A 22,686-nucleotide genomic window follows, 5' to 3' on the forward strand; every position below is an offset into this window, starting at 1 on the left:
GTGCGCGTGCGGGCGGCGCGGGCCGCCCGCCGCACGGGTGCGGGTGTCACAGCTCCTTCACGACCTGGGCCGGTTCGGGCTCCGCGACGATCCGGACGGCGTCCAGGTCGATGGCATCGGGGCCGGGGACGGTCGTGCCGGGCAGCGCCACGGCGGCGCTGCCCCAGGCGACCGCCCGGCGCAGGCGCTCGGCCGGCGGGTCGTCGGCGAACAGGTACCCGGCCAGCGAGCAGTCGCCGGCACCCACGGTGCTGCGCGGGACGACCGACTGCCCCGCCGCCCACCACACGTGGTGGGCGCGTACGAGCAGTGCCCCGTGCGCACCCAGGGTGACCAGTACGGCCTCGGCCCCCCAACCGATGACCTCCCTGGCGGCCTCGGTGACCTCGCCGATCGTACACAGTTCGCGCCCGAGCAGTTCGGCCAGCTCCTCCTGGTTGGGTTTGAGCAGGTCGATCTGCCCGGCGAGCGCCGCCACCTCCAGCGGGGCGCCGGAGGAATCGAGGGCGACCGGCACCCCGCGCGCCGCCGCGATCCGGGCGAGGCGGACGTAGAGGTCGCCGGGTGCCCCGGTGGGCAGGCTGCCCGCCGCGACCAGCCAGCGCGGGCCGCCGTCGAGCTCCGCCCCGACGGCCGTCAGGAGCTCGTCGACCTCGGCCTCGGTGAGGACGGGCCCGGCGGCGTTCAGCTTGGTGGTGGTCCCGTCCCGTTCGGCGACGGTGATGTTGCTGCGCACCGGCGCGGCGATCCGCACCGTCGCGCACGCCACGTCGTGCTCCTCCAGGAGCGTGCTGAGCTGGCGGCCCTCGGCGCCGCCGACCGGCAGCACAGCCGTGGTGGCCGCGCCGTTGCGGCGCAGGGCCCGCGAGACGTTCACCCCCTTCCCGCCCGGCTCGGCGTGCACGTTGCGCGCGCGCAGCACGTCGCCGCGGGTCAGCGTGTCGATCTCCAGGGTGTGGTCGACACTCGGGTTGGGGGTGACGGTGACGATCATGCGAGCTCGATCCGTGGTCCGGAGGCGGTGATCTGTTCTGCGTACCGTGCGTCCAGCCCCGCGTCGCTGAGCACGAGGTCGACCGAGTCGAGGCCGGCGACGTACGCGGGGGCGTCGCTGCCGAAGCGGGTGTGGTCGGCGAGGACGACGGTGCGGCGCGCCGCACCGATGAGCGCGCGCTCGACCTCGGCGGCGCCCGTGCCGGACGCGGTCACCCCGCCGTCGGCGGTGACGCCGGCGGCGGCGATGAACGCCACGTCGACGAACACCGTGCTGACGGCGCGGAGCGCCCAGGGCCCCTCTGCCGTGAGCGTGGCCTCGTTCATGCCGCCGCCCAGGAGGTGCAGTGCCGCCCTGCCGTGCCCGGCGACCAGGGAGGCGATCTCGATCGAAGGTGTGACGACGGTGAGTTCCCGCCCCTCGGGCAGCAGCTCCGCCAGGCGGGCGGTCGCCTCTCCGCCGCCGAGGAAGACGGGGCCGTCGGCGGGGAGCTCGTGGACGGCGCGCTGCGCGATGGCGGCCGCCGCCGCGGCCCGGACCGAGGCGGGCTCGGGGACGGTGTCGCCCGCGGCGATCGCCCCGCCGTGGACGCGCTCGACCAGGCCGTCCCGTTCGAGGAACGCGAGGTCCCTGCGGATGGTCTCGGGGGTGACGGACAGGACCCGCGCGAGGTCCCGGACGTTGGCGCGGCCGTGCTCGCGGGTGCGGTGCAGGATCTCCCGGTGCCGCTCCGGCGGATACATACCCGGTTCTCCTCCCCTCTCATGCCCGTTTCAATGTTGCTTTTTATGTGAGTATGTCTGGTTGTGTGGGAAAGTCAAGACGAACGCACAGCGACCCGCACCGCCCTGATGACCTGGACGGCAGGGGGTCGGCCACCGCCGCGTTCCAGCGGCATTGGACGGTGGGAGGTTGACTGCCGCCGCGTTCCCGTGACCTTGGACGGCGAGGGCAGGCTGCCGTCGTGATTGCGGAGCATCCGGCGGCGCGAAGCACCACGCTGCACTGTCCGCGCCAGACCTGGTCACCGCGGGCCGCTGCCTTCGATGTGTTGCGATTCGGCCGCGGCGGGCATCCCCGGGTCCCGCATGCGCGTCCAACACGCCAGGGCGGGCGCGCCGTCCGGCGGACGTGCGCGCGCAGCGGCGGGCTTCGCGGACTCGGAGGAGAAGCGGCATGGCGGGTGTGCTGAAGGGCGCCGCGGCGCTGGTGGCGGTCGCGGCGGCCGCGTCCTCGGTCCTTGTCGCGGGGGCCGCACCGGCCGCCGCGGACTGCGGGACCGGCCCCACGAGCGCGATCGACTGCGTGAGCGACCAGTCCGAGACGGTCCGCGCCTTCGCGACCGACCCCACGATGTACCCGACGATCTACGTGGCGCCGTCCGTGACCGACACGTTCCCGCACCTCGACGCGGACAAGATCGCCGAGGGTATGGGCGCCGGCTCCGGCGGCCGCTTCGCCGTCGTGCCGGCCGCCACCGAGAGCCCTACCGAACTCGCCGAGGTGATGATCGAGGCGAACCCCGACATCGTCGTCGCGGCCGTGTTCGCCTGGGACGGCGCGGAGTTCGCCGTCGGCGCCGCCACCCAGCCGGACGACCCCTACCCCGGCGACGTGCGCGCCGAGCTGCTGCCGTCCACCGTCTCCGATTCGCTGCTCGCGGGCGAGATGGCGGCCTTGGACGAGCCCTACAGCCTGCTGCTGAAGTACGCCTCAAGCGGTCTGAAGCGGAGCTGGGTCTTCTACGGCTACAAGCCGGACCCGTCGGTACCCGGCCCCGAGTACGTGACCGCGCTCGAAGGCGGCCAGCCGAACCTGGTGGCGCCGAACAACGCCATGAGCGAGACCGACACCCCGGTCCGGGTCGCGTTCCTGCCCGCCTCGCAGGCCGAGGCGCTCATGTACCGGCACAACGGCACCCGCGCCGAGACCGCGGCGTTCCTGCGCGACCTGAAGAAGGTCGAGGAACCGGTGGTGGCCTACTTCGTCGACGCCGACGGCGAGGTGGTCGGCGTCTCGACCGACGGCAAGATCCCGGTGCAAGGGGGCGGCGACGGCGGCGACGAGCTCGCCCGCCGCGCCAACGCCGCGATCGGCACCACGGGCCCGGCGACCTTCGACGCCCTGGTGAAAGAACTCGGCGGCCCGGCGTCCGACCGCGAACCGGACAACGGCGGCGGCTCCCGGGCGCTGCTCTACGGCGGGGCGCTCGGCGGGCTGCTGCTGCTGCTCGTCGCCGTCGCGGTGATCGCGCTGCGCCGGCGGCGGTCGGCGCCCACCGCCGCCGCGGCGGCCCCGGACCCGGCCCCCGCCGACCCCGCGATGGAGGAGCGCCGCGCGAAAGCCCACGCGGCGATCGACCGCATCGGCGCGCAGCTGACCGGTGAGGAGGCCCCCGGTTCGGGCGCGGAGTCCCGGGAGGTCGCCGCGGCGCTCGCCGACTACGAGCGGCTGCGCGCTGCGGCCGACACCGCTGAGACCGCCGCCGAACTCGCCGACCTGCTCATCGAGGTGACCGAGGTGCAGGCGCTGCTCGCGCGGCGGGCCGAGGAGCGGTCGGGGTAGTCCGCTGCGCCGCCCGGGCTGCCTGCGTCGGGTGCGCCGGGTGCGCCGCCTGAGCGGCGTGCGCGGCGGGTCGCGGCCTGCTTCACCGGTGACCACCGGTCTGACGTGCATAATCACCCATAGCTATTGACAACGTTGTCAGTCGCGGGTTTACGTGTCTTTTACATCGATGCACCGTCCCCCTCACTCCGCCGAACCGCAGTCCCCCGGCCCCTCCCACCTGCACCCGCGCAGGCACTCCGCCGCGCCGGCGCCCTTTGCCGTGCCACGTGCCGGCCCCCGTGTGCCCCATCACCCCGCCGAGCCTCCTCGGAGAGCGCATGCCGGACCGCAGTGACCGAAGCCGCCCCCGGCGCAGAGCCGCCGTTGTCATCGGAGCCGTCATGGCACTCTTGGTGCCCATGACCGCGAACGCCCCCGCCGCAGCACTCGCCCCGCCCACGGCCGAGACCGACGGCACCGACTTCCACACCTCATTCGAGACCGGCGACCAGGAGCCCGACTGGCGCGACACCGCCGAGACCGGAGCCGACGGCACCCCCCGCCACTCCGGTGTGGCGGCGCCCGGCGGGTCCGGCGAATCCGCCATGCACAGCAGGATCGGCACCGGCCCCAAGGGCGGCTACACGAACAAGCACGGCGCCGGCTACACGGGGGCGCAGGCCTTCGGCTACGGCGGCAGCCACACGGGGGAGGGGCGCGGCTACTCCTACAACAAGGTGTTCGAGGTCGACATCGACGTCGAGGCGCGGACCCAGCTCTCCTACCTGGTGTTCCCCGAGTTCACCGATGAGGACCTCGGCTACCCGAGCACCCACGTCGCCGTCGACCTCGCCTTCGACGACGGCAGCTACCTCAGCGAGCTCAAGGCCGAGGACCAGCACGGGTTCGCGCTGACCCCGCAGGGCCAGGGCGCGTCCAAGGCGCTCTACGCCGACCAGTGGAACCACGTCAGCGCCGACATCGGCGCCGTCGCCGAGGGCAGGACGATCTCCCGCATCCTCGTCGCCTACGACAACCCCGACCACGCGGGCGCGTTCGGCGGCTGGATCGACGACCTCCGCGTCGGCGCGGCACCCCGGCGCGACCACGACCAGCTGACCGACTACGTGCAGACCACCCGGGGCACCAACTCCAACGGGGCGTTCTCGCGCGGCAACAACTTCCCCGCCACCGCCGTGCCGCACGGCTTCAACTTCTGGACGCCCACCACCGACGCCGGTGCGAACGGGTGGATCTACCAGTGGCATGAGAAGAACAACAGCGACAACCGGCCCGAGATCCAGGCGTTCTCCGCCGCCCACGCGCCCAGCCCGTGGATGGGCGACCGCAACACCTTCCAGGTGATGCCCTCCGGCGCCAAGGGTGCCCCCGACCCCGGGCGCAAGAAGCGCGCACTGCCGTTCTCCCACGACAACGAGACCGCCAAGGCGCACTACTACGGGGTGGACTTCGACAACGGGATGCGCGCCGAGATCACCCCCGCCGACCACTCCGCCGTCATGCGGTTCACCTTCGGCGCCGACCACGACGCCAACCTGGTGTTCGACAACATCACCGACGAAGGCAAGCTGAACCTCGACACCGAGTCGGGCGCGGTCACCGGCTACACCGACGTCGCGAGCGGGCTCTCCGAGGGCGCCACCCGGATGTACGTGTACGCGACCTTCGACCGCCCGGTGACCGGCGGCGGCCGCCTCGACGGCGACCCCGGCGGCGACGTCACCGGGTACCTCAAGTTCGAGCCCGGCCGCGACCGCGCCGTCACCATGCGCATCGCCACCTCGCTGATCAGCGTGGAGCAGGCGGAGCGCAACCTGGCGCTGGAGGTGCCCGAGAGCGGCGCGTTCGACCGGGTGCAGCGCCGCGCCCAGCAGCAGTGGGAGGACAAGCTCGGCGTCATCGAGGTCGAGGGCGCCTCGGAGGACCAGCTCGTCACCCTGTACTCGAACCTGTACCGGCTCTTCCTCTATCCCAACTCCGGCTACGAGAACACCGGCACCGGCAGGGAGCCGCGGTACCGGTACGCGAGCCCGGTGTCGGAGTCCGGCGAGCACGGCGAGACCGAGACCGGGGCGAAGGTCGTCGACGGGAAGGTGTTCGTCAACAACGGGTTCTGGGACACCTACCGCACCACCTGGCCGGCCTACGCGCTGTTCTCCCCCGAGCAGGCCGGGGCCATGGCCGACGGGTTCGTGGAGCAGTACCGCGACGGCGGGTGGATCTCCCGCTGGTCCTCGCCGGGCTACGCGAACCTGATGACCGGCACGAGCTCCGACATCGCGTTCGCCGACCTGCACTCCAAGGGCGTCAGCAACTTCGACATCGAGGCCGCCTACGACGCGGCGCTGCGCAACGCCACCGTCACCCCGCCGAACGAGAGCGTGGGCCGCAAGGGGATCGCGACCTCCATCTTCAAGGGCTACACCCCGTCCGAGACCAAGGAGGGGATGTCCTGGGCGCTGGAGGGCTACGTCAACGACCACGGCATCGCCGAGATGTCCAAGGCCCTCTACGAGGGCGCGGCAAAGGACGACCCGCGCCGCGAGGAGTACCGCGCCAACGCCGCCTACTTCGGCGAGCGCGCCCAGAACTACGTCCACATGTTCGACGACCGGGTCGGCTTCTTCCAGGGCCGCAAGGCCGACGGCGACTGGCGGTTGGGTGAGTCGGAGTACGACCCGCGGATCTGGGGGTACGACTACACCGAGACCAACGGGTGGAACATGGCGTTCACCGTCCCGCACGACGGCCGGGGCCTCGCGAACCTGTACGGCGGCCGCGCGGAGCTCGGCGGCAAGCTCGACGAGTTCTTCGCGACCCCCGAGACCGGGACGGAGGACGTCGCCGGCTCCTACGAGCGGGTCATCCACGAGATGCGCGAGGCCCGCGACGTCCGCATGGGCATGTACGGGCACTCCAACCAGCCCAGCCACCACATCCCGTACATGTACCTGTACGCCGGCCAACCCGAACGCACCCAGGAGACGGTCCGCGAGGCGATGTCGCGCCTCTACACCGGCAGCGAGATCGGGCAGGGCTACCCCGGCGACGAGGACAACGGCGAGATGTCGGCCTGGTGGCTGTTCAGCGCGCTGGGCTTCTACCCGCTGCAAATGGGGACCGGCTCCTACGCGGTCGGTTCGCCGCTGTTCACCAAGGCCACGGTGAACCTGGAGAACGGGCGGAAGCTCGTCGTCAACGCCCCCGACAACAGCGGCGCCAACGTCTACGTCCAAGGGTTGAAGGTCAACGGCAAGGACCACACCAAGACGCACGTCCCGCACGACGTCCTCGCCAAGGGCGCGACGCTGGACTTCGCCATGGGGCCGCGGCCGTCGTCGTGGGGCACCGGGGAGGACGCCGCGCCGCCCTCGCCCACCGAGGGCGACGCGGTACCGCGTCCCGTCCGCGACATCGCCACCGGCGGCAGCAGCGACGACGGCGACGTGGCCGCCCTGTTCGACGACACCACGGCGACCAGGACCGAGTTCGGCACGGGCACGCCCACCATCGCCTTCGAGACGCCGAAACCGGCCGAGGCCGTGCAGTACACGCTGACATCGGGGCCGCGCGGTGCGGCGCCGAGCGCGTGGCGGTTGGAGGGCGCCGCCGACGGCGGTGAGTGGCGGACGATCGACCGCCGCGAGGGCCAGTCGTTCGCATGGGACGACCAGACCCGCCCGTTCGTGATCGCCGAGCCGGGCGAGTACGCGCGGTACCGCCTGGTGGTCGAGGGCGGCGACGGCGACGTGGCGCTGTCGCAGCTGGAACTGCTCGCCCGCCCCTGAGGCGGACGGAGCTGGTAGCAGCGGGCGGGTGCGGGACCCCCGGTGACAGGGCTCCCGCACCCGCCCTCAACGCGGCGGTCCGGGTATCACCCGTTGCGCGCGATGTACTGCTGGGCCTTCTCCGGAGCGTCGGCCTTCTCCAGCGCCTCGGCGGTGCTGGCGCTGGACGCGCCGAACTGGCGGACGGCGTTGTAGTAGATGGTCGCGACGCCGCGGCAGGTGCCGTTATCGCCGCAGACGGAGTACATGTCGTCGCGGAAGTTGTCGTCGATGGTCAGCCGGGTCGCCTCGGTGAAGCGCGACTGCTTCTTGTAGTTGCGGTAGCCGAAGTCGTGCCGGTGGCAGCTCGACGTGAAGCTGTAGCCGATGGGCTCGTCGGGCGACCACGAGCAGGCGTCGGAGCTCCAGTCGAGCTGGTCGGCGTTGGGGGTGTCGGCGCGGATGGCGCTGAACTCGTCCAGGGAGACCGTGAAGAGGTACTCGTCGGTGATTCGCTGGAGTTCGTCGGGGGGTACGGCCGCGGCGGCGGTGCCTGCCGCGGTGATGGTGAACAGACATGCCGCGCCAGCAGTGAGCGCGGCCCTCAGGAAACGTCGAGCGGGGTGACGCAAACCGGGGTCCTTATCCATCGCAGGAGTATGACGTAAGAGTCATATGGGATAAGCGCACGGTAAGGAAAGAGGCACTGCGGGGCGTAGGGGTGACGGTTGTCTAACCGTCTGGTTAGCAACACCCGAACCAGTGGCAGGGCGCCGTTGATTCATGTGTGCGCTGGAGCGCCCGTGAGCCCGGCCAGAGACAGAGGCTGCCGCCGCGGGCCCCGCTGCGCGATTCTCCGCGCAGCGGGCGCAGTAGGGGAGTGCGGAGCATCCGGCGGATAGGCGGACAGAGGGTGGCTGCCGCCGGGTGCTTCGTATCCGCGACGGCAACCACACCCCCTTCGCCTCAGGGGCCGCCGGTCAGTCGCCGGACCGTTCGCCCCCCGTGGCCTTGGGGCGCTGGCGGACTTTGCGCGAGGCGGGCGGCTCCCCGGCACCGGTGTTCTCGGACGAGGACGCGGACGCGGCAGCGGGGCGCACTACCGGCTTCGCGACCGCCCCCGAGTGGATGCCCAGCGCCTCGTCCTCCACGTCCAGCATCTTGCGCAGCGGAGCAGGCATGGCCGGGGTGCGGTCGCCGCGGAAGTAGGCGCCGAGGACCTCTAGCGCGTGGTCGCCGAGGAGCCGCCGGGCGCGTTCGGCCTTGACCCCGCTGAGCTCCTCGACCTCGCGGAGGTGGCACTCGCGCAGCAGCCGCAGCAGGCTCTGCACCCGGTCGCGGATGGCGCGGTCGGAGATGCCGATCACGACGACCTCGGCCTCGGCGAGGGTCGCCACGCCCTCGGGCCCGGCGATCCCGCCGGGGACATCGCGGGCCGCGATGAACAGCGAGGTGAGCTGGCGTGCCGACTCGCGCGCGGCCTCGCGGTCGCGGTTGCGCCCCTTGCGGTACCCCTGGACCCAGGTGACGGTCGCGCTGCTCACCAGGCTGATGGCGCCGCCGGTCAGGACGAGGACTAATTCGTTCACGGCACATACTCCTGAGGGAGAGGGAGAGGGAGAGGGAGAGGGGGCGGAGACGTCGGCGTTTCCGCTCGGCTCGTGAGCATCGAGAAGTCCGGCCCCAATGTCAACCTCTGCCCCGGACGCCGGGAGTGCCCGGATCCTCAGCCCTGCCGGGATCCAGGCCCTGACCTCCCGGATGACCGGGGTAGGGGCCGGGGTGGTGCGGCGGGTAACCGGGATGCGGCGGAGGCGGCCCCCAGCCCTGCGAGCCGTCGGGCGGCGGCCCGGAGTACGGTCCGCTCGGGGCGGTACCCGCGGGCGGGTACTGCGGTGGCGGTGCCGGGGGAGGGGGAGGGTACGGCGAATAGGGCGGGTGGGGCTCCCCGGGCGGGTACTGCGGTTCCTGGGGCGGGTAGGCCGGGCCCTGCGGGTAGGGCTGCCCGGGCAGGTGCTGCGGTGGGTAGGTCGGGCCCGGTGGAGCGGGGTTGCGCGTGCCGAAGGCGGCCTCCAGCACGTGGTAGCCCAGCACCGCGACCAACGGGATGAGCGCCACCCAGAACCCGAATCGGGTCCCGCTCTCGATGGTGCCGCCCATCATGGCGCCGGAGTCGAGTTCGCCCTGCAACTCGGAGAGGACCACGGCCTCGTTGGCGGCGATGAGCGCGGTGGCGGCCGCGGCGGCGAGCAGGCCGCCCAGCGACCGCGCGAAGGGTGTGGGTAGTGCCGCGCCCAGCACGGCGGCGACCAGGGCGGATCCGACCCCGAGCATCATGAGGGGGTGCAGGCCGACCCCCTCGGTCATGGGGTCGCCGGAGGAGGGCGAGAACTCCGATGTCGGGAGGCTGCCGTCGGAGAAGGCCCCGGTGCCGCTGACCGAAGGGGCCCCGCTGACGGCCATGTCCCACCCGGACACCCCGACGTCGACCGTGCCCATGCTGCCCGAGCAGGACACGCCGACGAAGGGGAAGAACAGGCAGAGCAGGAAGAGGAGCACGCCGGACGGACCGATGAGGCGGCGCGGCCGCGCGGGACGCGGAAAGGCCTGGGGGATAGCCATGCGGCAAGCCTAATCCCGGGAACGCGGACGCGCGGGTCCTTTTCGTCCCCGATTCGGGGCACGGGGATCCTTGCACGGGGGTCCTTCGTGACCCTGGGACGTGGGCGCGGGCGCCTGCGCGCAGCAGGATCGCGGGCGCGGGGCCCTCGCGTCCGGCGGAACGCCGACTCGCGGCTTCTTCGCGTCCCAGGTACGCGGACGCGCGGCGCCTTCGCGTCCCGGGTACGCGGACGCGCCGCTTCTTCGCGCGGCCTGGCATGAATGGAACGGCGCCCAGGTGGAATGATCGTTGCCGCGGGCGGTGCCGGTCGTCCCGGTGTCGCCGCGGTACGTGTCCTCGACCATCCACCCCATCCGGGAGTTCTCATGCCGATCGTCTCCACCGCGCACACCCAGTGGGAAGGCTCGCTGACCGACGGCAAGGGCGTCGTCTCCTTCGACTCCTCGCAGCTCGCCGACCAGCCCGTCAACTGGAAGGCGCGCGCCGAGGCGCATGACGGGACCACCAGTCCCGAGGAGCTCATCGCCGCCGCGCACTCCTCGTGCTTCTCAATGGCGCTCAGCCACGCGCTCACCCAGGGCGGCACCCCGCCCACCCGCGTGCGCACCCAGGCCGAGGTGACCTTCCAGGCCGGCGAGGGCATCAAGGGCATCCACCTCACCGTGCAGGCCGAGGTCCCCGGTCTGTCCGCCGAGGCGTTCGCCGAGGCCGCCGAGGGCGCCAAGGCCGGCTGCCCGGTGAGTAAGGCGCTGACCGGGACCACCATCACCCTCGACGCGTCGCTGGGCTAGTCGGCAGGCGGGCGGCCCGCCGAGGCCGCCCGCACGCCGCCCCGCCGGTGCGGTGGGGCGGCAGGCCAGGGCATGATGTCGGCCATGTCCCGGTTCGAGCATCAGATCGCGGCCGACGCCGTGGCGCGAGAGACCTGTGCGGCCGAACTCGCGAAGGTCCTGGACGGGTTCGAGGCGCTGCGGTTCGGTGACGGGGGGATCGCCTACGGTGGGCTCCTCGACGGCCGCGCGGACGGCGGGGAGCTCCGCCTTCTCGCCGAGCCCCACGCCGCCGCGGGCGGGCGCTACCGGTACACCGACCCGGGCACCCCAGGCACCCCGGGCACCCCGGGCGAGCCGGTCGACAGCGCGGCGCCGGCCGCCCGGACGGCGGCGTTCGCCGCCGATTTCACGCTGGACTCCTGGGACCGTGCAGGCACGACGAGCGTCCGCTTTGCCGCGTCCGAGACCGCTGCGCCCGCGGACGGGGCCGAGGGGTCCGGCTCCGTGGTGCTGCGGCGCGGTGCGGGCCGCTGCACTGTCGAGGTGAGCGGTGAGTACCGCGGCGGGGGGCCGCGGTCGGCACTGCTCGCGGCGTCGGTGTCGGCCACGGCTGACGCCTGCCGGTGGTGGAGCCGCGCCGAGGGCGCCGCCGGAGCGCAGGGCGGGGACGCCCCGGTCGTCGTGCGGCTGCGGCACCGGTACGCCGTTGCGGTCGTCCGGGTGTCGCCCGCACCGGATCCCGCGCCGGGCCCCGCAGGGCCGCGGTGGCTCCTCACGGTGCGCACCGACGTCCGCGGACGCTCGTGGGCCCGGCCGGTCCTCGCGGTCGTACTCCTCCTCGGCCGGTCGCGGTTGCGCCGGCTGTACGCCCGTGCGCTGGACGAAATGGCGACGGCAGGCGCGCAGCAGCCGGCCGCGGAGTGACGCCGCGGGCCCGGTGGCTTCGCGGACACGCATCGTCTCCGGCCTCCGCGACCTGCGCCGATTGCGCGCCTAGGGTGGCGCTGAAGGGGGAGGGAGCGAGCATGGTGAACTACGAACTGGACGGAAAGGTCGCGGTCGTCACCGGCGCCGGGTCGGGCATCGGGGCCGAGTGCGCCCGGGTGTTGTCGGCGTCGGGGGCGCGGGTCATCGCGGCCGACATCAACGAGGCCGCGGCGTCGCAGGTCTCCGACGGGCTGGCGAGCGAATCGCAGTCGGTGCGGGTTGACACCGCCGACCCGGACTCGGTGGACGCGATGGTCGACGCGGCGGTCGCCCGCTACGGCGGGCTGCACATCATGGTCAACAACGCCGGGATCGGCGGCGAGTCGGCGACCATCGCCGACTACAGCACCGAGAGTTGGCGCATGGTCCTCAGCGTCAACCTCGACGGCGTCTTCTACGGCACCCGCGCGGCGGTGCGCGCGATGCGCGGCAACGGCGGCGGTTCGATCATCAACGTCGCGTCGATCCTCGGTTCGGTCGGCTTCGCGATGTCGAGCGCCTATGTCGCGGCCAAGCACGGCGTCGTGGGCCTGACTAAGAACGTCGCGCTGGAGCACTCCGCCGACGGCGTGCGCGCCAACGCGATCGGGCCGGGCTTCATCAAGACCCCGCTGCTGGACGACAACCTGAGCAGCGAGGCCATGGACGCCCTGGTCGGCCAGCACCCGATCGGCCGGCTGGGCCGGTCGGCCGAGGTCGCCGAACTGGTGGGCTGGCTGGGGAGCGACGCGTCGAGCTTCGCGACCGGTGCGTACTACCCGGTCGACGGCGGGTATCTGGCCCGGTAGGGCGCGCGGAGGGGGCCGGGCGGCGATCAGCCGCCCGGCCCCCTCCGCTGTTGGCGCGCCACGGGGGCGGGTGTCGGACCTGGGCGGACTCGGTGATGACGCAGGTCACGCCGGTGGCGGCTGTCCGCAAGGGAAAAGACAATTATGATCGGTCTAGTAGGAAATAGGGGGAGTCGACCCGATTCGCGGCCCTATGCCGCGCCCCGCTGTGGCCGATCCGCCCCCTCCTGCCTGCTCCGACACCGACTCGTAGGAAGCCGCACCATGCGCCGCCTCGCCACCGTTGCCACGGCCACCGCCTTCGTCCTGGGAGCCGCCGCCTGCGGTGCCCCCTCCGAACAGGCCGGGTCCGGCTCGGACACGCTGCGCGTCGGCGCGACCGCCGTCCCCGCCGGCGAGGTCCTCGCGTTCGTCCGCGACGAGCTGGCGGCCGACGCGGGCCTCGACCTCAAGATCGAGGAGTTCTCCGACTACAACGCGCCCAACGCCGCACTCGCGGAGGGCGACCTCGACGCCAACCTCTACCAGCACGAGCCGTTCCTGAAGGACTACAACGCCAACAGCGGCTCCGACCTGGTGGCCGTCGGCGACGTCTACCTCCCGCCGCTGGCCCTGTACTCGGAGCAGATCACCGCCGTCGACGAGCTCGCCGACGGCGCCTCGGTCGCCGTGCCCAACGACGCGACGAACGAGTACCGCGCCCTCCTGCTGCTCCAGGAGGCCGGCCTGGTCACGCTCGCCGACGACGTCGAGGAGAGCACGTTCTCCCTCTCCGACATCGAGGACAACCCCAAGAAGCTGGACTTCAAGGAGCTCGACGCCGCCCAGCTCCCCCGCTCGCTGGGCGACGTGGACGCCGCGATCGTGAACGCGAACTTCGCGCTCGACGCCGGGTTGAACGCCGACGACGCCATCCTGAAGGAGGAGTTCGAGGGCAGCCCGTACATCAACGTGCTGGCCACGACGGCGGACCAGCGGGACGACGAGCGCATCGCGACCCTCGCCGAACTGCTCACCTCGGACGAGGTGACCGAGTTCATCGAGAAGGAGTACAAGGGCACCGTCATCCCGGTCGCCGCGGCCTCCTGAGCGCCCCGGCGCCCCCGGCGCCCGCGGCGGCCCCGGAGGGCCGCCGCGGGCACCGTTCCTAGGACGTCACGCACACCTGGCCGCGGTCGGTCGGCACCGGGCCGCCGCGGCCCGGGCGGATGTCCTGGTCGAATATCTCGGTCGGCAGGTACAGCGAGCAGCACGCGTTGGGGATGTCCACGACGCCGCTGATCCGCCCCTCGATCGGCGCCGTTCCGAGGATCAGGTACGCCTGCTCGCCGGTGTAGCCCCACTTCTTCAGGTACTCGATCGCGTTCAGGCAGGCGTTGCGGTAGGCGAGGGTGGCGTCCATGTAGGCGTTGGTGTCGTCGCGGTGGTCGACGGAGATGCCGATGAACGACAGCCACTCCGAGTAGCGGGGTTCGGAGCGCCCGGGGATGAACACCGGGTTGTTGTGCACGCCGTAGGTCGCCATGCCGTTCTTGATGACCTCCACCCGCAGGTCCATGAAGCCGGCCATCTCGATCGCGCCGCAGAAGTTGATCTCGCCGTCGCCCTGGCTGAAGTGCAGGTCGCCCATTGACAGCATGGCTCCCGGCACGTGGACGGGGTAGAAGACCCGGGACCCGCGGGTGAAGTTCTTGATGTCGTGGTTGCCGCCGTTCTCGCGGGGCGGGACGGTGCGCGCCCCGTCGGCGGCGACCCGCGCCGCCGCGGCGGAGTCGGCGCGACCGGCGAGGGTCTGGTCGGCGAGCGGGGGCAGCGCCAGCGGCGGCACCCGGTCGGGGTCGGTGGCGATGAGGGCGCGCTCGCGGTCGTTCCAGCGCGCGAGCAGGCCGGGCGAGGGGGCGACGCCCATGAGCCCGGGGTGCGAGATCCCGGTGAACCGCACACCGGGGATGTGCCGGGACGTGGTCTCGCCGCCGTGGAAGTCCCAGATCGCCTTGTAGGCGTCGGGGTAGTAGTCGGTGAGGAACCCGCCCCCGTTGATCTTGGCGAAGATCCCGCTGTACCCCCACCCCTGCCCGCACGTCGGGCCGTTCTGCTGCGGGATTGGACCGAGGTCGAGCAGGTCGACCACGAGCAGGTCGCCGGGCTCCGCGCCCTCGACCGCGATCGGGCCGCTGAGCATGTGGCAGCGGTTGAGGTCGACGTCGCGGACGTCGTTCGCGGAGTCGTTGTCGCCGATCTGGCCGTCGGTCCACTCGCGGCACTCCACCCGGAACTCCTGGCCGGACCGGGCGGTCGCGGCGGCGGGGATGTCGGGGTGCCAGCGGTTGTGGCCGGGCACGCTCTGCTCTGCCATGGGCTTCGCGGGGTCGTGGCTGAAGAGGATCTCCGGCATGGCGGTGCGCCTTTCTCTCGGATTCATGTCGCTCGGGTGCACGCGGGAACGTCGTGGGGGTGCGGCTCGGCGCCGGCGTGGTCAGCCGCCGGGCGCCGATGCGGCCGGGGCGTGCCCGCGGCCGCCGAGGAGGGCGGGGAGCAGGAGGGCGGCGGCGCCGATCAGCGCCAGCGCCCCGGTGGTGATCGCCGCTGCGGGCGCCGCGGTGGGCGCCGGCCAGAGCCCGACGACCAGCAGCGCGCCGGGGACCGCGGCCGTGACGACGCCGGTCACGATCGCGAACCAGCCCGTGAGGCGGCTGAGGCGCGCCGTGTCCAAGCCCAGGACCAGGAAGAAGAGGAACCACAGCACGGCCCAGTACAGCCAGATCACGGCGAAGGGGCCGTCGCCGAGTGCGGCGCCGTTGTACACGGAGACCGCCACCGCGGTGACGGACACGAAGAGGGAGAACCAGCCGAGGCCGCGCTGGTCCCACGCCATGGCGGCGTTGATGCCGACCCACAGGTAGGTGAACCCGAACAGGTAGAGCGGCGCGGCCTCGAACACGGCCGCGGGGTCGTCGGCCCGGATGAGCAGGGCCGTGGGCACGACGACCTGGAGTCCGCCCACGAACAGGTTGAGCGGCGCGGCGCCCTTGGCGCTGACCACACCGAGCAGCAGGAGCCCGTTGAGGATCAGGACGGCGCCGACGTAGAAGAGTCCGACCGCGCTCATGGCGGCCGCTAGGGGCGCGGGAGGAGCGCGTGCCGGGGGTCCGCCGGGGCGGGCGCGGCCGCGCGGGCGGGCGGCACGGCGCCGACGACGTTCGGGTGGTCCGCCGTCGCCGCCGCGGTGTCGGCGGCGCGCGTCTGCCCGACGGACAGCCGGGAGATCAGCGGGGCGGTGTAGGCGCGGGCCGCGGGGCGTCCGCACGCGCAGTCGATCCGGTCCGGGGCCGAGCCCATGGCGGCGGCGGCCGTGGACTCATGGCGGTCGGGGCATCGGTACAGGTAGTTCACCATGGCATCTCCTTTCAAATAGCATTCCTTTTCAAATGAAAATGAATCAATTGAAAGTAAATGTCAAGGGGGGTGCCGCGGTCCGGCGGCGGTGCGCCGTCAGAGGCGGGCCAGGATGTCGAACGCGGTGCCGTCGGCCTTCGCCAGGTAGACGTGCTGGCGCGCGTGCCCGCTGTGGAAGCGCATCGGACCCCGGGGGCTGTCGTAGCCGACCCGCTCGCTCACCGCCATGAGCTCCGGGATGGTGCAGTCGCGGGCGCCGTCGGCGAGGGCGGCGAGGGCCATCATCCCCTCGAAGCACGACTCGGCCATGTTGTTCAGCACGGGCGCGTCGGGCCCGTGCATGCGCGTATAGGCGCCGGAGAGGTCCAGTGCCGACTCGGTCGCGAGGGAGCGGAAGTAGGCCGCCGCCACGTACAGCTCCCGCACGGCGTCCGGTCCGCTGCCGAGCAGCATGTTCTCCTCCATCAGCGGGGTGAGCCGCCGCACCCGGTCGTGCATGGCGCGCGCGGCGAACGCCCGGTTGAAGTGGACGGCGTCCTGGCCGACGAGCAGCATCAGCACGGTGTCGGCCCCGCTGCGCGCGACACGGGTGAGCACGCCGTCGAAGTCCTGGGTGCCCAGCCGGACGAACTCCTGCCCCACGACGTCGATGCCGAGGTCGCGGGCGTAGCCGACGACCGCCCGCGCCGTGCCCAGCGGCCAGATGTAGTCGTCGCCGACGATGTGGCAGGAGCGCATGGCGAGCTCGTCGCGCATCCAGCGCATGGCGGGCGCGATCTGGTCGGGCGGGGTCTCGCCGGAGCAGAACACGCCGTCGGCGTGCTCCCCGCCCTCGTACAGCGAGGTGTAGACGTAGGGGACGTGCCCGCCGACGGCGGGCACGAGGTGCTGGCGGACCCGGGAGATGTGCCAGCCCGTGACGGCCTCGATGCCGCCGGCGGCGACGAGCCCGGCGACCTCTGACGCGACCGCGCCGACCGGGCGCCCCGCGTCGATGACGACAGGTCGGACGCGGCGGCCGCGGATGCCGCCCGCGGCGTTGAGGAGGTCCACCGCGACGTCGACCACCGCCTCGCACGAGGGGCCGAAGATCCCCGCCGGGCCGCGCAGCGGGATGACCACGCCCACGGGGAAGTCGCCGTCGGCGCGCGGCCGGTCGTGGGTGGGGCATCGGCACGCCACGTGGGGCACCTCGTCATTCCGCGCTCGGCCCGCTCGGGGCCGGGTGCGCACGTGCTGGTCTCCCGCTGAATGGAATACTCTCGAATGGAAATATTCTTGGCAAGGCGCGGGTGTTCGGCGGGCAGGGCGGAAGGGGTGCGATGACCGCAGCGGAGGGCGGCGGCGAGCAGGGCGGGCCGACCGCGTGGCTCGACCCGCTCCAGCTCCGCCTGGTCGCCGCGCACGCCGACGACCAGGCCGCCGATGCGCTGCGCGGCCACGACCTCACCGTCGACCAGTGGCGCATGCTGCACTACCTCGTCGAGCGCGGCGAGAGCACCATGGCGCAGCTCAGCGGCGGTCTCGGGCTGAGCGCGCCCACCACCACCCGCGTCGCCGACGCCCTGGTGACCATGGCGCTCGCCTACCGCGGCGCCGACGCCGTCGACCGCCGCAGGGTGCTGCTGCGCCCCTCGCGCAGGGGCCGGGCCACCCACCGCGACCTCGCACCCGAGGTCCGCGCCGCCGAGTCCGCCGCGTTCTCGGGCCTCGCCCCCGCCGAGCGCGACACCCTGGCCGCACTGCTCAGCCGCGCCCTGGGCACGGCGCCCGACCCCGTCCGCTGAGCCGCCCCGGGGCACCGGGCCCCGGAATACGCCGTGCGGAGACCGTTGTTGCGCGACAGTGAGACCGGGAGGAGCCCGACCATGGCCGAGACCAAGGAGTTCAAGCGGTCACCCGCGCACTTCACTGACCGCATCACCGCCGACGCCCGCGACGGCTGGCCGGCCGAGCCGGGCCGGTACCGGCTGGTGGTCAGCAGGGCGTGCCCCTGGGCGAACCGCGCCGTCATCTCCCGGCGGCTGCTGGGCCTCGAGGACGCCGTGTCGCTGGCCATCACCGACCCCATCCAGGACGAGAAGAGCTGGCGGTTCACCCTCGACCCCGGCGGCCGCGACCCCGTTCTCGGCATCGCCTACCTGGGCGAGGCCTACGCCGCGCGCGAGCCCGACTACGACGGCGGCATCAGCGTGCCCGCGGTGGTCGACGCGCCCAGCGGGCGGCTCGTCACGAACGACTTCCTCCAGATCACCCTCGACCTCGCCACCGAGTGGGGGCCGCGGTACCGCGCCGGTGCGCCCGACCTCTACCCGGAGGACCGGCGCGACGAGATCGACGCGGTCAACGACGCGGTGTTCCGCGACATCAACAACGGCGTGTACCGGGCCGGGTTCGCCCACACGCAGGAGCGCTACGACGACGCCTACACGCGCCTCTTCGCCCGCCTCGACGAGCTCGAAGCGCGCCTGAGCACCCGCCGCTACCTGGTCGGCGACACCATCACCGAGGCCGACATCCGACTGTTCGCGACGCTGGTGCGGTTCGACGCGGTCTACCACGGCCACTTCAAGTGCAACCGGACCAAGCTCACCGAGATGCCCGCGCTGTGGGCGTACTCCCGCGACCTCTTCCAGACCCCCGGGTTCGGCGACACCATCGACTTCGACCACATCAAGCGGCACTACTACCAGGTGCACACCGGCATCAACCCGACGGCGATCGTCCCCAAGGGGCCCGACCTGTCGGTCTGGCGCACGCCGCACCACCGCGAGGACCTGGGCGGCCGCCCGTTCGGCGACGGCACGCCGCCGGGCCCGCCGCCCGAGGCCGAGCGGGTGCCCGCCCTGCCCGGCGCCGCCTGAGGCGCGCGCCTCAGGCGGCCTTGTCGGCCTTGTCGGCCTTGGTGTCGGGGTCGCCGTCGGCCAGTGCGGCGATGCGCGGCAGCATCGCGTCGAGGGCCACGGGCAGGCTCAACAGCGAGCCGAACGACAGCGCCCCGTTGACCTCGCTCATCTCGGGCATGGTGAGGACGCGGCCCTCCTTCGACGCGTCGAGCTCCTTGAAGACCGGTTTGCTCGTGATGCTCTCGTTCTCGGGGCCGTACACGCCGACGAGCAGCACGTCGGCCTCCAGCGCGTCGAGCCGTTCGGTGCTGACCTGGACCGGGGCGCGGTCCTTGCCCGTGAACAGCTTCTCCGCCTTCTCGGGCAGGTCGAAGCCGAGCTGGGTGAGGAAGCCGGGGGCGGGGCCTTCGGCGTAGGCCCACGCCTCGCCGGTGATGGAGCTGGCGAGGAGCGCGGTGGCGCCGCCGAACTCCGGGTGCTCGGCGCGCGCGTCGTCGAACAGCTTCTCGATGTCGCGCACGAGCGTGTCGGCCTTCTTGCGCACGTTCAGCGCCGTGCCGACGATGGCGGCGATGTCCTGCCACGGCGCGCCGAAGTCGGCGTGGCCGGGTGCCTGCGCGATGGTCGGCGCGATCTCCGAGAGGGTCTCGTACTCCTTCTTGGTGAGCCCGGAGTTGACGCCGAGGATGAGGTCGGTCTCCAGCGACGCGATCTGCTCGAAGTTCAGCTCCTCGACGGGCAGGACCTCGGGCAGCGGGTCGTCGCCGAGGGCCTCGCGCGCCCACGGCCACAGGGCGCCGGGGTGCTCGCCGAACCATTCGCGGACGCCGACGGGCGCGACGCCGAGCGCGAGGACGTAGTCCTGTTCGGTCAGCCCGACGGTCACCACCCGCGTCGGGGTGCCCGGCACCTCGGTCGAGCCGTACTTGTGCTTGATGGTGCGGGCCTTGCCGCCGCCACCGCTGTCGGTGGACCCGGCGCCGCCGCACCCGGCGGCGCCGAGCAGGGTCAGGCCCCCGGCCCCGATGAGGAAGCCCCGCCGGCCCGGCCGGGCGGTGCGCTGTCGCACAGCAGTGGTGTCCATGGTGGTCTCACACGTCGTTTCGTCAGCTCGCCGGTCGTGCACGGGTCCGTGCCGGCCGCGTCCAGCGCGGCGAAGATCAGGTTAGCGTAGCCTTGGCTAACTTGACGAGGGGGTGTCGTCGTCGGCGCTGTGACCTGGTACCCATGGTCCGTGAGCATCTCGACATTGCAGGACCTGCTGGCCGACTTCGCCGCCCGCCGCGACTGGGAGCAGTTCCACACGCCCAAGAACCTCGCGATGGCCCTCTCGGGGGAGGCCGGGGAACTCGCCGCCGAGTTCCAGTGGCTCACCCCCGAGCAGGCCGTCGCCGTGATGTCCGACCCCGCGAAAGCAGAGGCCGTGCGGTTGGAGATGGCCGACGTGTTCAGCTACCTGCTGCGCCTGGCCACCGTCCTCGACATCGACCTCGACCAGTCCGTCCGCGACAAGGTCGCCATCAACGAGACCCGGTTCCCCCCGAAGCTAGGGGACGACGGGCGGCGTGTAGCCGAGGGTGTAGGAGAACAGGGTGAGCAGGGTCAGCACGATCGGCGCCAGGAACAGCAGTTGCAGGAAGGTGAAGCCCACCAGGTGGCGGGCGCGCAGCGCGAGGATGCCCAGTAGCGGCAGCATCCAGAACGGGTTCACCAGGTTCGGCAGCGCCTCCGCCGCGTTGTAGACCTGCACCGTCCAGCCGAGGTGCTCCTGGAGCTCGTTCGCCGCGCGCATCACATAGGGCGCCTCGATGAGCCACTTGCCGCCGCCCGACGGGATGAAGAAGCCCAGCACCGCCGAGTACACCCCCACCACCAGGGAGAACGGCAGAACGGTCGACAGCGCCGTGAACGCCTGCGTGATGTAGTCGGCGACCGCGTGCCCGGCGGCGTTCGTCGGACGCGTCATGACCGCGGCGATCCCCGCGTAGATCGGGAACTGGATCAGCACCCCGCTGGTGGTCGGCACCGCCTTGCCCACCGCCGTGAGGAAGCTGCGCGGCCGCCAGTGCAGCAGCATCCCCAGCAGCAGGAAGATGAGGTTGTAGGTGTTCAGCCCCGAGATCGCCACGATCGGGTCCTCCGCGGCGAACACCTGCACCGCCCACCCCGCGCCGAGCGCCACCACCAGCACGGTCAGCAGCGGGCTGTACTCCAGCCACTCGCCGGGACGCGAACGGGGCGGCAGGGTCTCCTCGGCCGTGTGGACGTCGACGCCGAGGTCGGCGGCCGAGCGCGCCTGCGAGCCCCGCGGCGCCGACAGGTAGGCGACCGCGACCACGACGGGGATCATGATCGCGGCGAGCACCATCGACTGCCACAGGAAGATCGTGTCCCGGAACGGGATCACCCCGGTGATGGGCAGCAGGTTGTCGGGGATGCTGGCGGGGTTCGCCTGGAGCTGCGCGGCGGACGAGCTCAGGCCCAGCGCCCACACGCTGCCCATGCCCATGAACGCCGCGGCCCCCGCCGCCCGGTAGTCCAGGTTCAGCTCGCTGCGCCGCGCCATCTGCCGGGCGAGGAGGCCGCAGAAGATCAGGCTGAAGCCCCAGTTGAACAGCGAGCTGAGCGTGCTCACCGTGGCGATCAGCGCGACACCGCCCGGCCCGCTCGACGGCATCGCGGCGATCCGCGCGATGACCTTGCGCGCCGCAGGGGCCGTGGCGACCACGTACCCGCCGATCGCGACGAACGCCATCTGCATCGCGAAGGGGATGAGGTCCCAGAACCCGTCGCCGAACTCGCGGGTGACCGACGCGGGGGACGCGCCGATCGCCAGCGCCGCGACGGTCACGACGATGAGGGCGGCCAGGGCGAAGATGAACGCCTCGGGGAACCACCGCTCGGCGAAGTTCGACATCCGGACGGCGAGGCGCGAGAGCGCACCGGCGGCGTCGTCGTCCGATTCGCGGTTGCGCGGGTCGGTATCTGTAGACATCGGTTCTCCGTAGTTGGTCAGGTGCCCGAGTAGACGGTGACGGCGGCGATGAGATCGGCCAGGCCGGTGCCGACGGTCTTGAAGACGGTGATCTCGCCCTCGCCGCGGGCGCGGGGCTCCGCACGCGCGCACAGATCGGGCAGTGTCGCGGCGATGCCGTCTCCGCTCAGCGCGCCCGTCGCGAGGGCCTCGGCGACCTCGCCGGACTCGGTGCGGGCCACGTCGCCGTCGATGACCACCGTCGAGCGGCCGAGCAGGGACGACTCGACCTCGTGCATGTCCGGGCGGAAGCTGCCGATCAGGTCGAGGTGGGTGCCCGGCGCGATCCACGCGTCGCGGAGGACGGGCTCGCGCGCGAGGGTGGCGGTGGTGATGATGTCGGCGCGGCCCGCGGCCGCCTCGACGTCCGACACCGCGACCGCGTCCGCGCCCCGCTCGGTGAGCGCCGCCGCGAGCCTGACGGCGCCCGCGTGGTCGTGCGGGTCGGCGATCAGCGTGGTCTCGATGTCGCGCACCGCGGCGTAGGCGTCGTGGACGGCACTGCCGATGTGCCCGGTGCCGACGATGAGGTGGGTGCGGGAGTCCGCCCGGGACAGCAGCGAGGCGCCCAGGGCGGCGGTGCCGACCGTGCGCCGCCGGGTCAGCTCCCCGCCGTCGATCAGCGCGACGTGCCGGCCCGTCGCGCCGTCGGCGAGCACGTAGGCCGACGACAGCGCGGGCAGGCCCTGCTCGGTATTGCGCGGGAAGACGTCCACGAGCTTGACGCCGAGGTACTCGCTGTCCCACGCCGGCATGATCAGCAGGGTCGCCTCGCCGTCGGCGCCCATGGCGTGGTGGTGCCGGGGCGGCACCGAGGCGGGCCGGGTCAGCCCGGCGCGCAGCGCGGGGATGAGGACGTCGTAGCTCAGCCGCTGGCCCGTCTGGGCGGCGTCGAAGTACTGCACGGGTG

20 protein-coding genes and 1 pseudogene are annotated in these 22,686 nt (G+C 72.5%); 9 read left to right on the forward strand and 12 right to left on the reverse strand.

From position 1 onward, the window contains the following. Nucleotides 1-46: 46 nt before the first annotated feature. Complete coding sequence (gene pfkB / locus CLV63_RS19605) at nucleotides 47-994, reverse strand: 1-phosphofructokinase (RefSeq protein ID WP_106584609.1); 948 nt, start codon at nucleotides 992-994, stop codon at nucleotides 47-49. Further along, nucleotides 991-1,737 carry a DeoR/GlpR family DNA-binding transcription regulator gene (locus CLV63_RS19610; RefSeq protein ID WP_106584610.1) on the reverse strand — a complete coding sequence of 249 codons (747 nt, stop codon included), beginning with the start codon at nucleotides 1,735-1,737 and terminating at the stop codon, nucleotides 991-993. Before CLV63_RS19610 ends, pfkB begins: the two co-directional genes overlap by 4 nt. A gap of 433 nt (nucleotides 1,738-2,170) precedes the next feature. Between CLV63_RS19610 and CLV63_RS19615 the strand changes: the two genes are divergently transcribed. Then, entirely contained in the window at nucleotides 2,171-3,559 is a 1,389-nt protein-coding gene (locus tag CLV63_RS19615) for a hypothetical protein (RefSeq protein ID WP_106584611.1), read from the forward strand. A gap of 383 nt (nucleotides 3,560-3,942) precedes the next feature. Next, on the forward strand, nucleotides 3,943-7,350 hold the full coding sequence (locus CLV63_RS19620) for a GH92 family glycosyl hydrolase (RefSeq protein ID WP_106584612.1): 3,408 nt from the start codon (nucleotides 3,943-3,945) through the stop codon (nucleotides 7,348-7,350). An 86-nt stretch (nucleotides 7,351-7,436) separates the two neighbouring features. On the opposite strand, the gene CLV63_RS19625 is transcribed toward CLV63_RS19620, so the two are convergent. The 3 genes from CLV63_RS19625 to CLV63_RS19635 form a co-directional block, all read right to left on the reverse strand. After that, nucleotides 7,437-7,979 (reverse strand): phospholipase, encoded by a 543-nt coding sequence (locus tag CLV63_RS19625; RefSeq protein WP_106584613.1) that lies wholly within the window; start codon nucleotides 7,977-7,979, stop codon nucleotides 7,437-7,439. A gap of 330 nt (nucleotides 7,980-8,309) precedes the next feature. After that, complete coding sequence (locus tag CLV63_RS19630) at nucleotides 8,310-8,918, reverse strand: hypothetical protein (RefSeq protein ID WP_106584614.1); 609 nt, start codon at nucleotides 8,916-8,918, stop codon at nucleotides 8,310-8,312. A gap of 100 nt (nucleotides 8,919-9,018) precedes the next feature. Beyond that, nucleotides 9,019-9,951 (reverse strand): hypothetical protein, encoded by a 933-nt coding sequence (locus tag CLV63_RS19635; RefSeq protein ID WP_106584615.1) that lies wholly within the window; start codon nucleotides 9,949-9,951, stop codon nucleotides 9,019-9,021. A gap of 366 nt (nucleotides 9,952-10,317) precedes the next feature. Here CLV63_RS19635 and CLV63_RS19640 point away from each other — a divergent pair, with 366 nt between their 5' ends. From CLV63_RS19640 to CLV63_RS19655, 4 genes are all read left to right on the forward strand, one after another. Next, on the forward strand, nucleotides 10,318-10,743 hold the full coding sequence (locus tag CLV63_RS19640; protein WP_106584616.1) for an OsmC family peroxiredoxin: 426 nt from the start codon (nucleotides 10,318-10,320) through the stop codon (nucleotides 10,741-10,743). Nucleotides 10,744-10,827: 84 nt separating this feature from the next. Next, nucleotides 10,828-11,649 carry a hypothetical protein gene (locus CLV63_RS19645; RefSeq protein WP_106584617.1) on the forward strand — a complete coding sequence of 274 codons (822 nt, stop codon included), beginning with the start codon at nucleotides 10,828-10,830 and terminating at the stop codon, nucleotides 11,647-11,649. Nucleotides 11,650-11,750: 101 nt separating this feature from the next. After that, entirely contained in the window at nucleotides 11,751-12,500 is a 750-nt protein-coding gene (locus CLV63_RS19650; protein ID WP_106584618.1) for an SDR family NAD(P)-dependent oxidoreductase, read from the forward strand. A 264-nt stretch (nucleotides 12,501-12,764) separates the two neighbouring features. Beyond that, nucleotides 12,765-13,589, forward strand: a complete 825-nt coding sequence (locus tag CLV63_RS19655) for a MetQ/NlpA family ABC transporter substrate-binding protein (RefSeq protein WP_106584619.1) — start codon at nucleotides 12,765-12,767, stop codon at nucleotides 13,587-13,589. Between the two features lie 58 nt (nucleotides 13,590-13,647). On the opposite strand, the gene fmdA is transcribed toward CLV63_RS19655, so the two are convergent. From fmdA to CLV63_RS19675, 4 genes are all read right to left on the reverse strand, one after another. Next, nucleotides 13,648-14,895 carry a formamidase gene (gene fmdA, locus CLV63_RS19660; protein WP_106584620.1) on the reverse strand — a complete coding sequence of 416 codons (1,248 nt, stop codon included), beginning with the start codon at nucleotides 14,893-14,895 and terminating at the stop codon, nucleotides 13,648-13,650. Between the two features lie 81 nt (nucleotides 14,896-14,976). Beyond that, complete coding sequence (locus tag CLV63_RS19665) at nucleotides 14,977-15,609, reverse strand: AmiS/UreI family transporter (protein ID WP_106584621.1); 633 nt, start codon at nucleotides 15,607-15,609, stop codon at nucleotides 14,977-14,979. 8 nt (nucleotides 15,610-15,617) lie between these two features. Next, complete coding sequence (locus CLV63_RS19670) at nucleotides 15,618-15,896, reverse strand: transcriptional regulator (protein WP_106584622.1); 279 nt, start codon at nucleotides 15,894-15,896, stop codon at nucleotides 15,618-15,620. A 96-nt stretch (nucleotides 15,897-15,992) separates the two neighbouring features. After that, nucleotides 15,993-17,078, reverse strand: coding sequence for a substrate-binding domain-containing protein (locus CLV63_RS19675; RefSeq protein WP_245928916.1), 1,086 nt, complete (start codon nucleotides 17,076-17,078; stop codon nucleotides 15,993-15,995). A 140-nt stretch (nucleotides 17,079-17,218) separates the two neighbouring features. On the opposite strand from CLV63_RS19675, the gene CLV63_RS19680 reads away from it, so the two are divergent. Together CLV63_RS19680 and CLV63_RS19685 are read left to right on the forward strand one after the other, a co-directional pair. Continuing rightward, nucleotides 17,219-17,683: a MarR family winged helix-turn-helix transcriptional regulator gene (locus CLV63_RS19680; RefSeq protein WP_106584623.1), complete on the forward strand. Its 465-nt coding sequence runs from the start codon at nucleotides 17,219-17,221 to the stop codon at nucleotides 17,681-17,683. Between the two features lie 81 nt (nucleotides 17,684-17,764). Further along, nucleotides 17,765-18,760 carry a glutathione S-transferase family protein gene (locus tag CLV63_RS19685; RefSeq protein WP_106584624.1) on the forward strand — a complete coding sequence of 332 codons (996 nt, stop codon included), beginning with the start codon at nucleotides 17,765-17,767 and terminating at the stop codon, nucleotides 18,758-18,760. 10 nt (nucleotides 18,761-18,770) lie between these two features. Here the strand turns inward: CLV63_RS19685 and CLV63_RS19690 are convergent, their stop codons facing one another. Further along, nucleotides 18,771-19,826: an iron-siderophore ABC transporter substrate-binding protein gene (locus CLV63_RS19690; RefSeq protein WP_106584625.1), complete on the reverse strand. Its 1,056-nt coding sequence runs from the start codon at nucleotides 19,824-19,826 to the stop codon at nucleotides 18,771-18,773. A 150-nt stretch (nucleotides 19,827-19,976) separates the two neighbouring features. Here CLV63_RS19690 and CLV63_RS19695 point away from each other — a divergent pair. Then, nucleotides 19,977-20,282: pseudogene (locus tag CLV63_RS19695) on the forward strand (nucleotide pyrophosphohydrolase); the annotation flags it as partial. A 6-nt stretch (nucleotides 20,283-20,288) separates the two neighbouring features. Here CLV63_RS19695 and CLV63_RS34645 read toward each other — a convergent pair. Further along, entirely contained in the window at nucleotides 20,289-21,737 is a 1,449-nt protein-coding gene (locus tag CLV63_RS34645) for a short-chain fatty acid transporter (RefSeq protein WP_106584626.1), read from the reverse strand. 17 nt (nucleotides 21,738-21,754) lie between these two features. Next, nucleotides 21,755-22,681, reverse strand: a complete 927-nt coding sequence (locus CLV63_RS19705) for an ornithine cyclodeaminase family protein (protein ID WP_106584627.1) — start codon at nucleotides 22,679-22,681, stop codon at nucleotides 21,755-21,757. Nucleotides 22,682-22,686: the final 5 nt, after the last annotated feature.

Origin of the sequence: Murinocardiopsis flavida, assembly GCF_003014485.1 — a bacterium.
Classification (GTDB): domain Bacteria; phylum Actinomycetota; class Actinomycetes; order Streptosporangiales; family Streptosporangiaceae; genus Murinocardiopsis; species Murinocardiopsis flavida.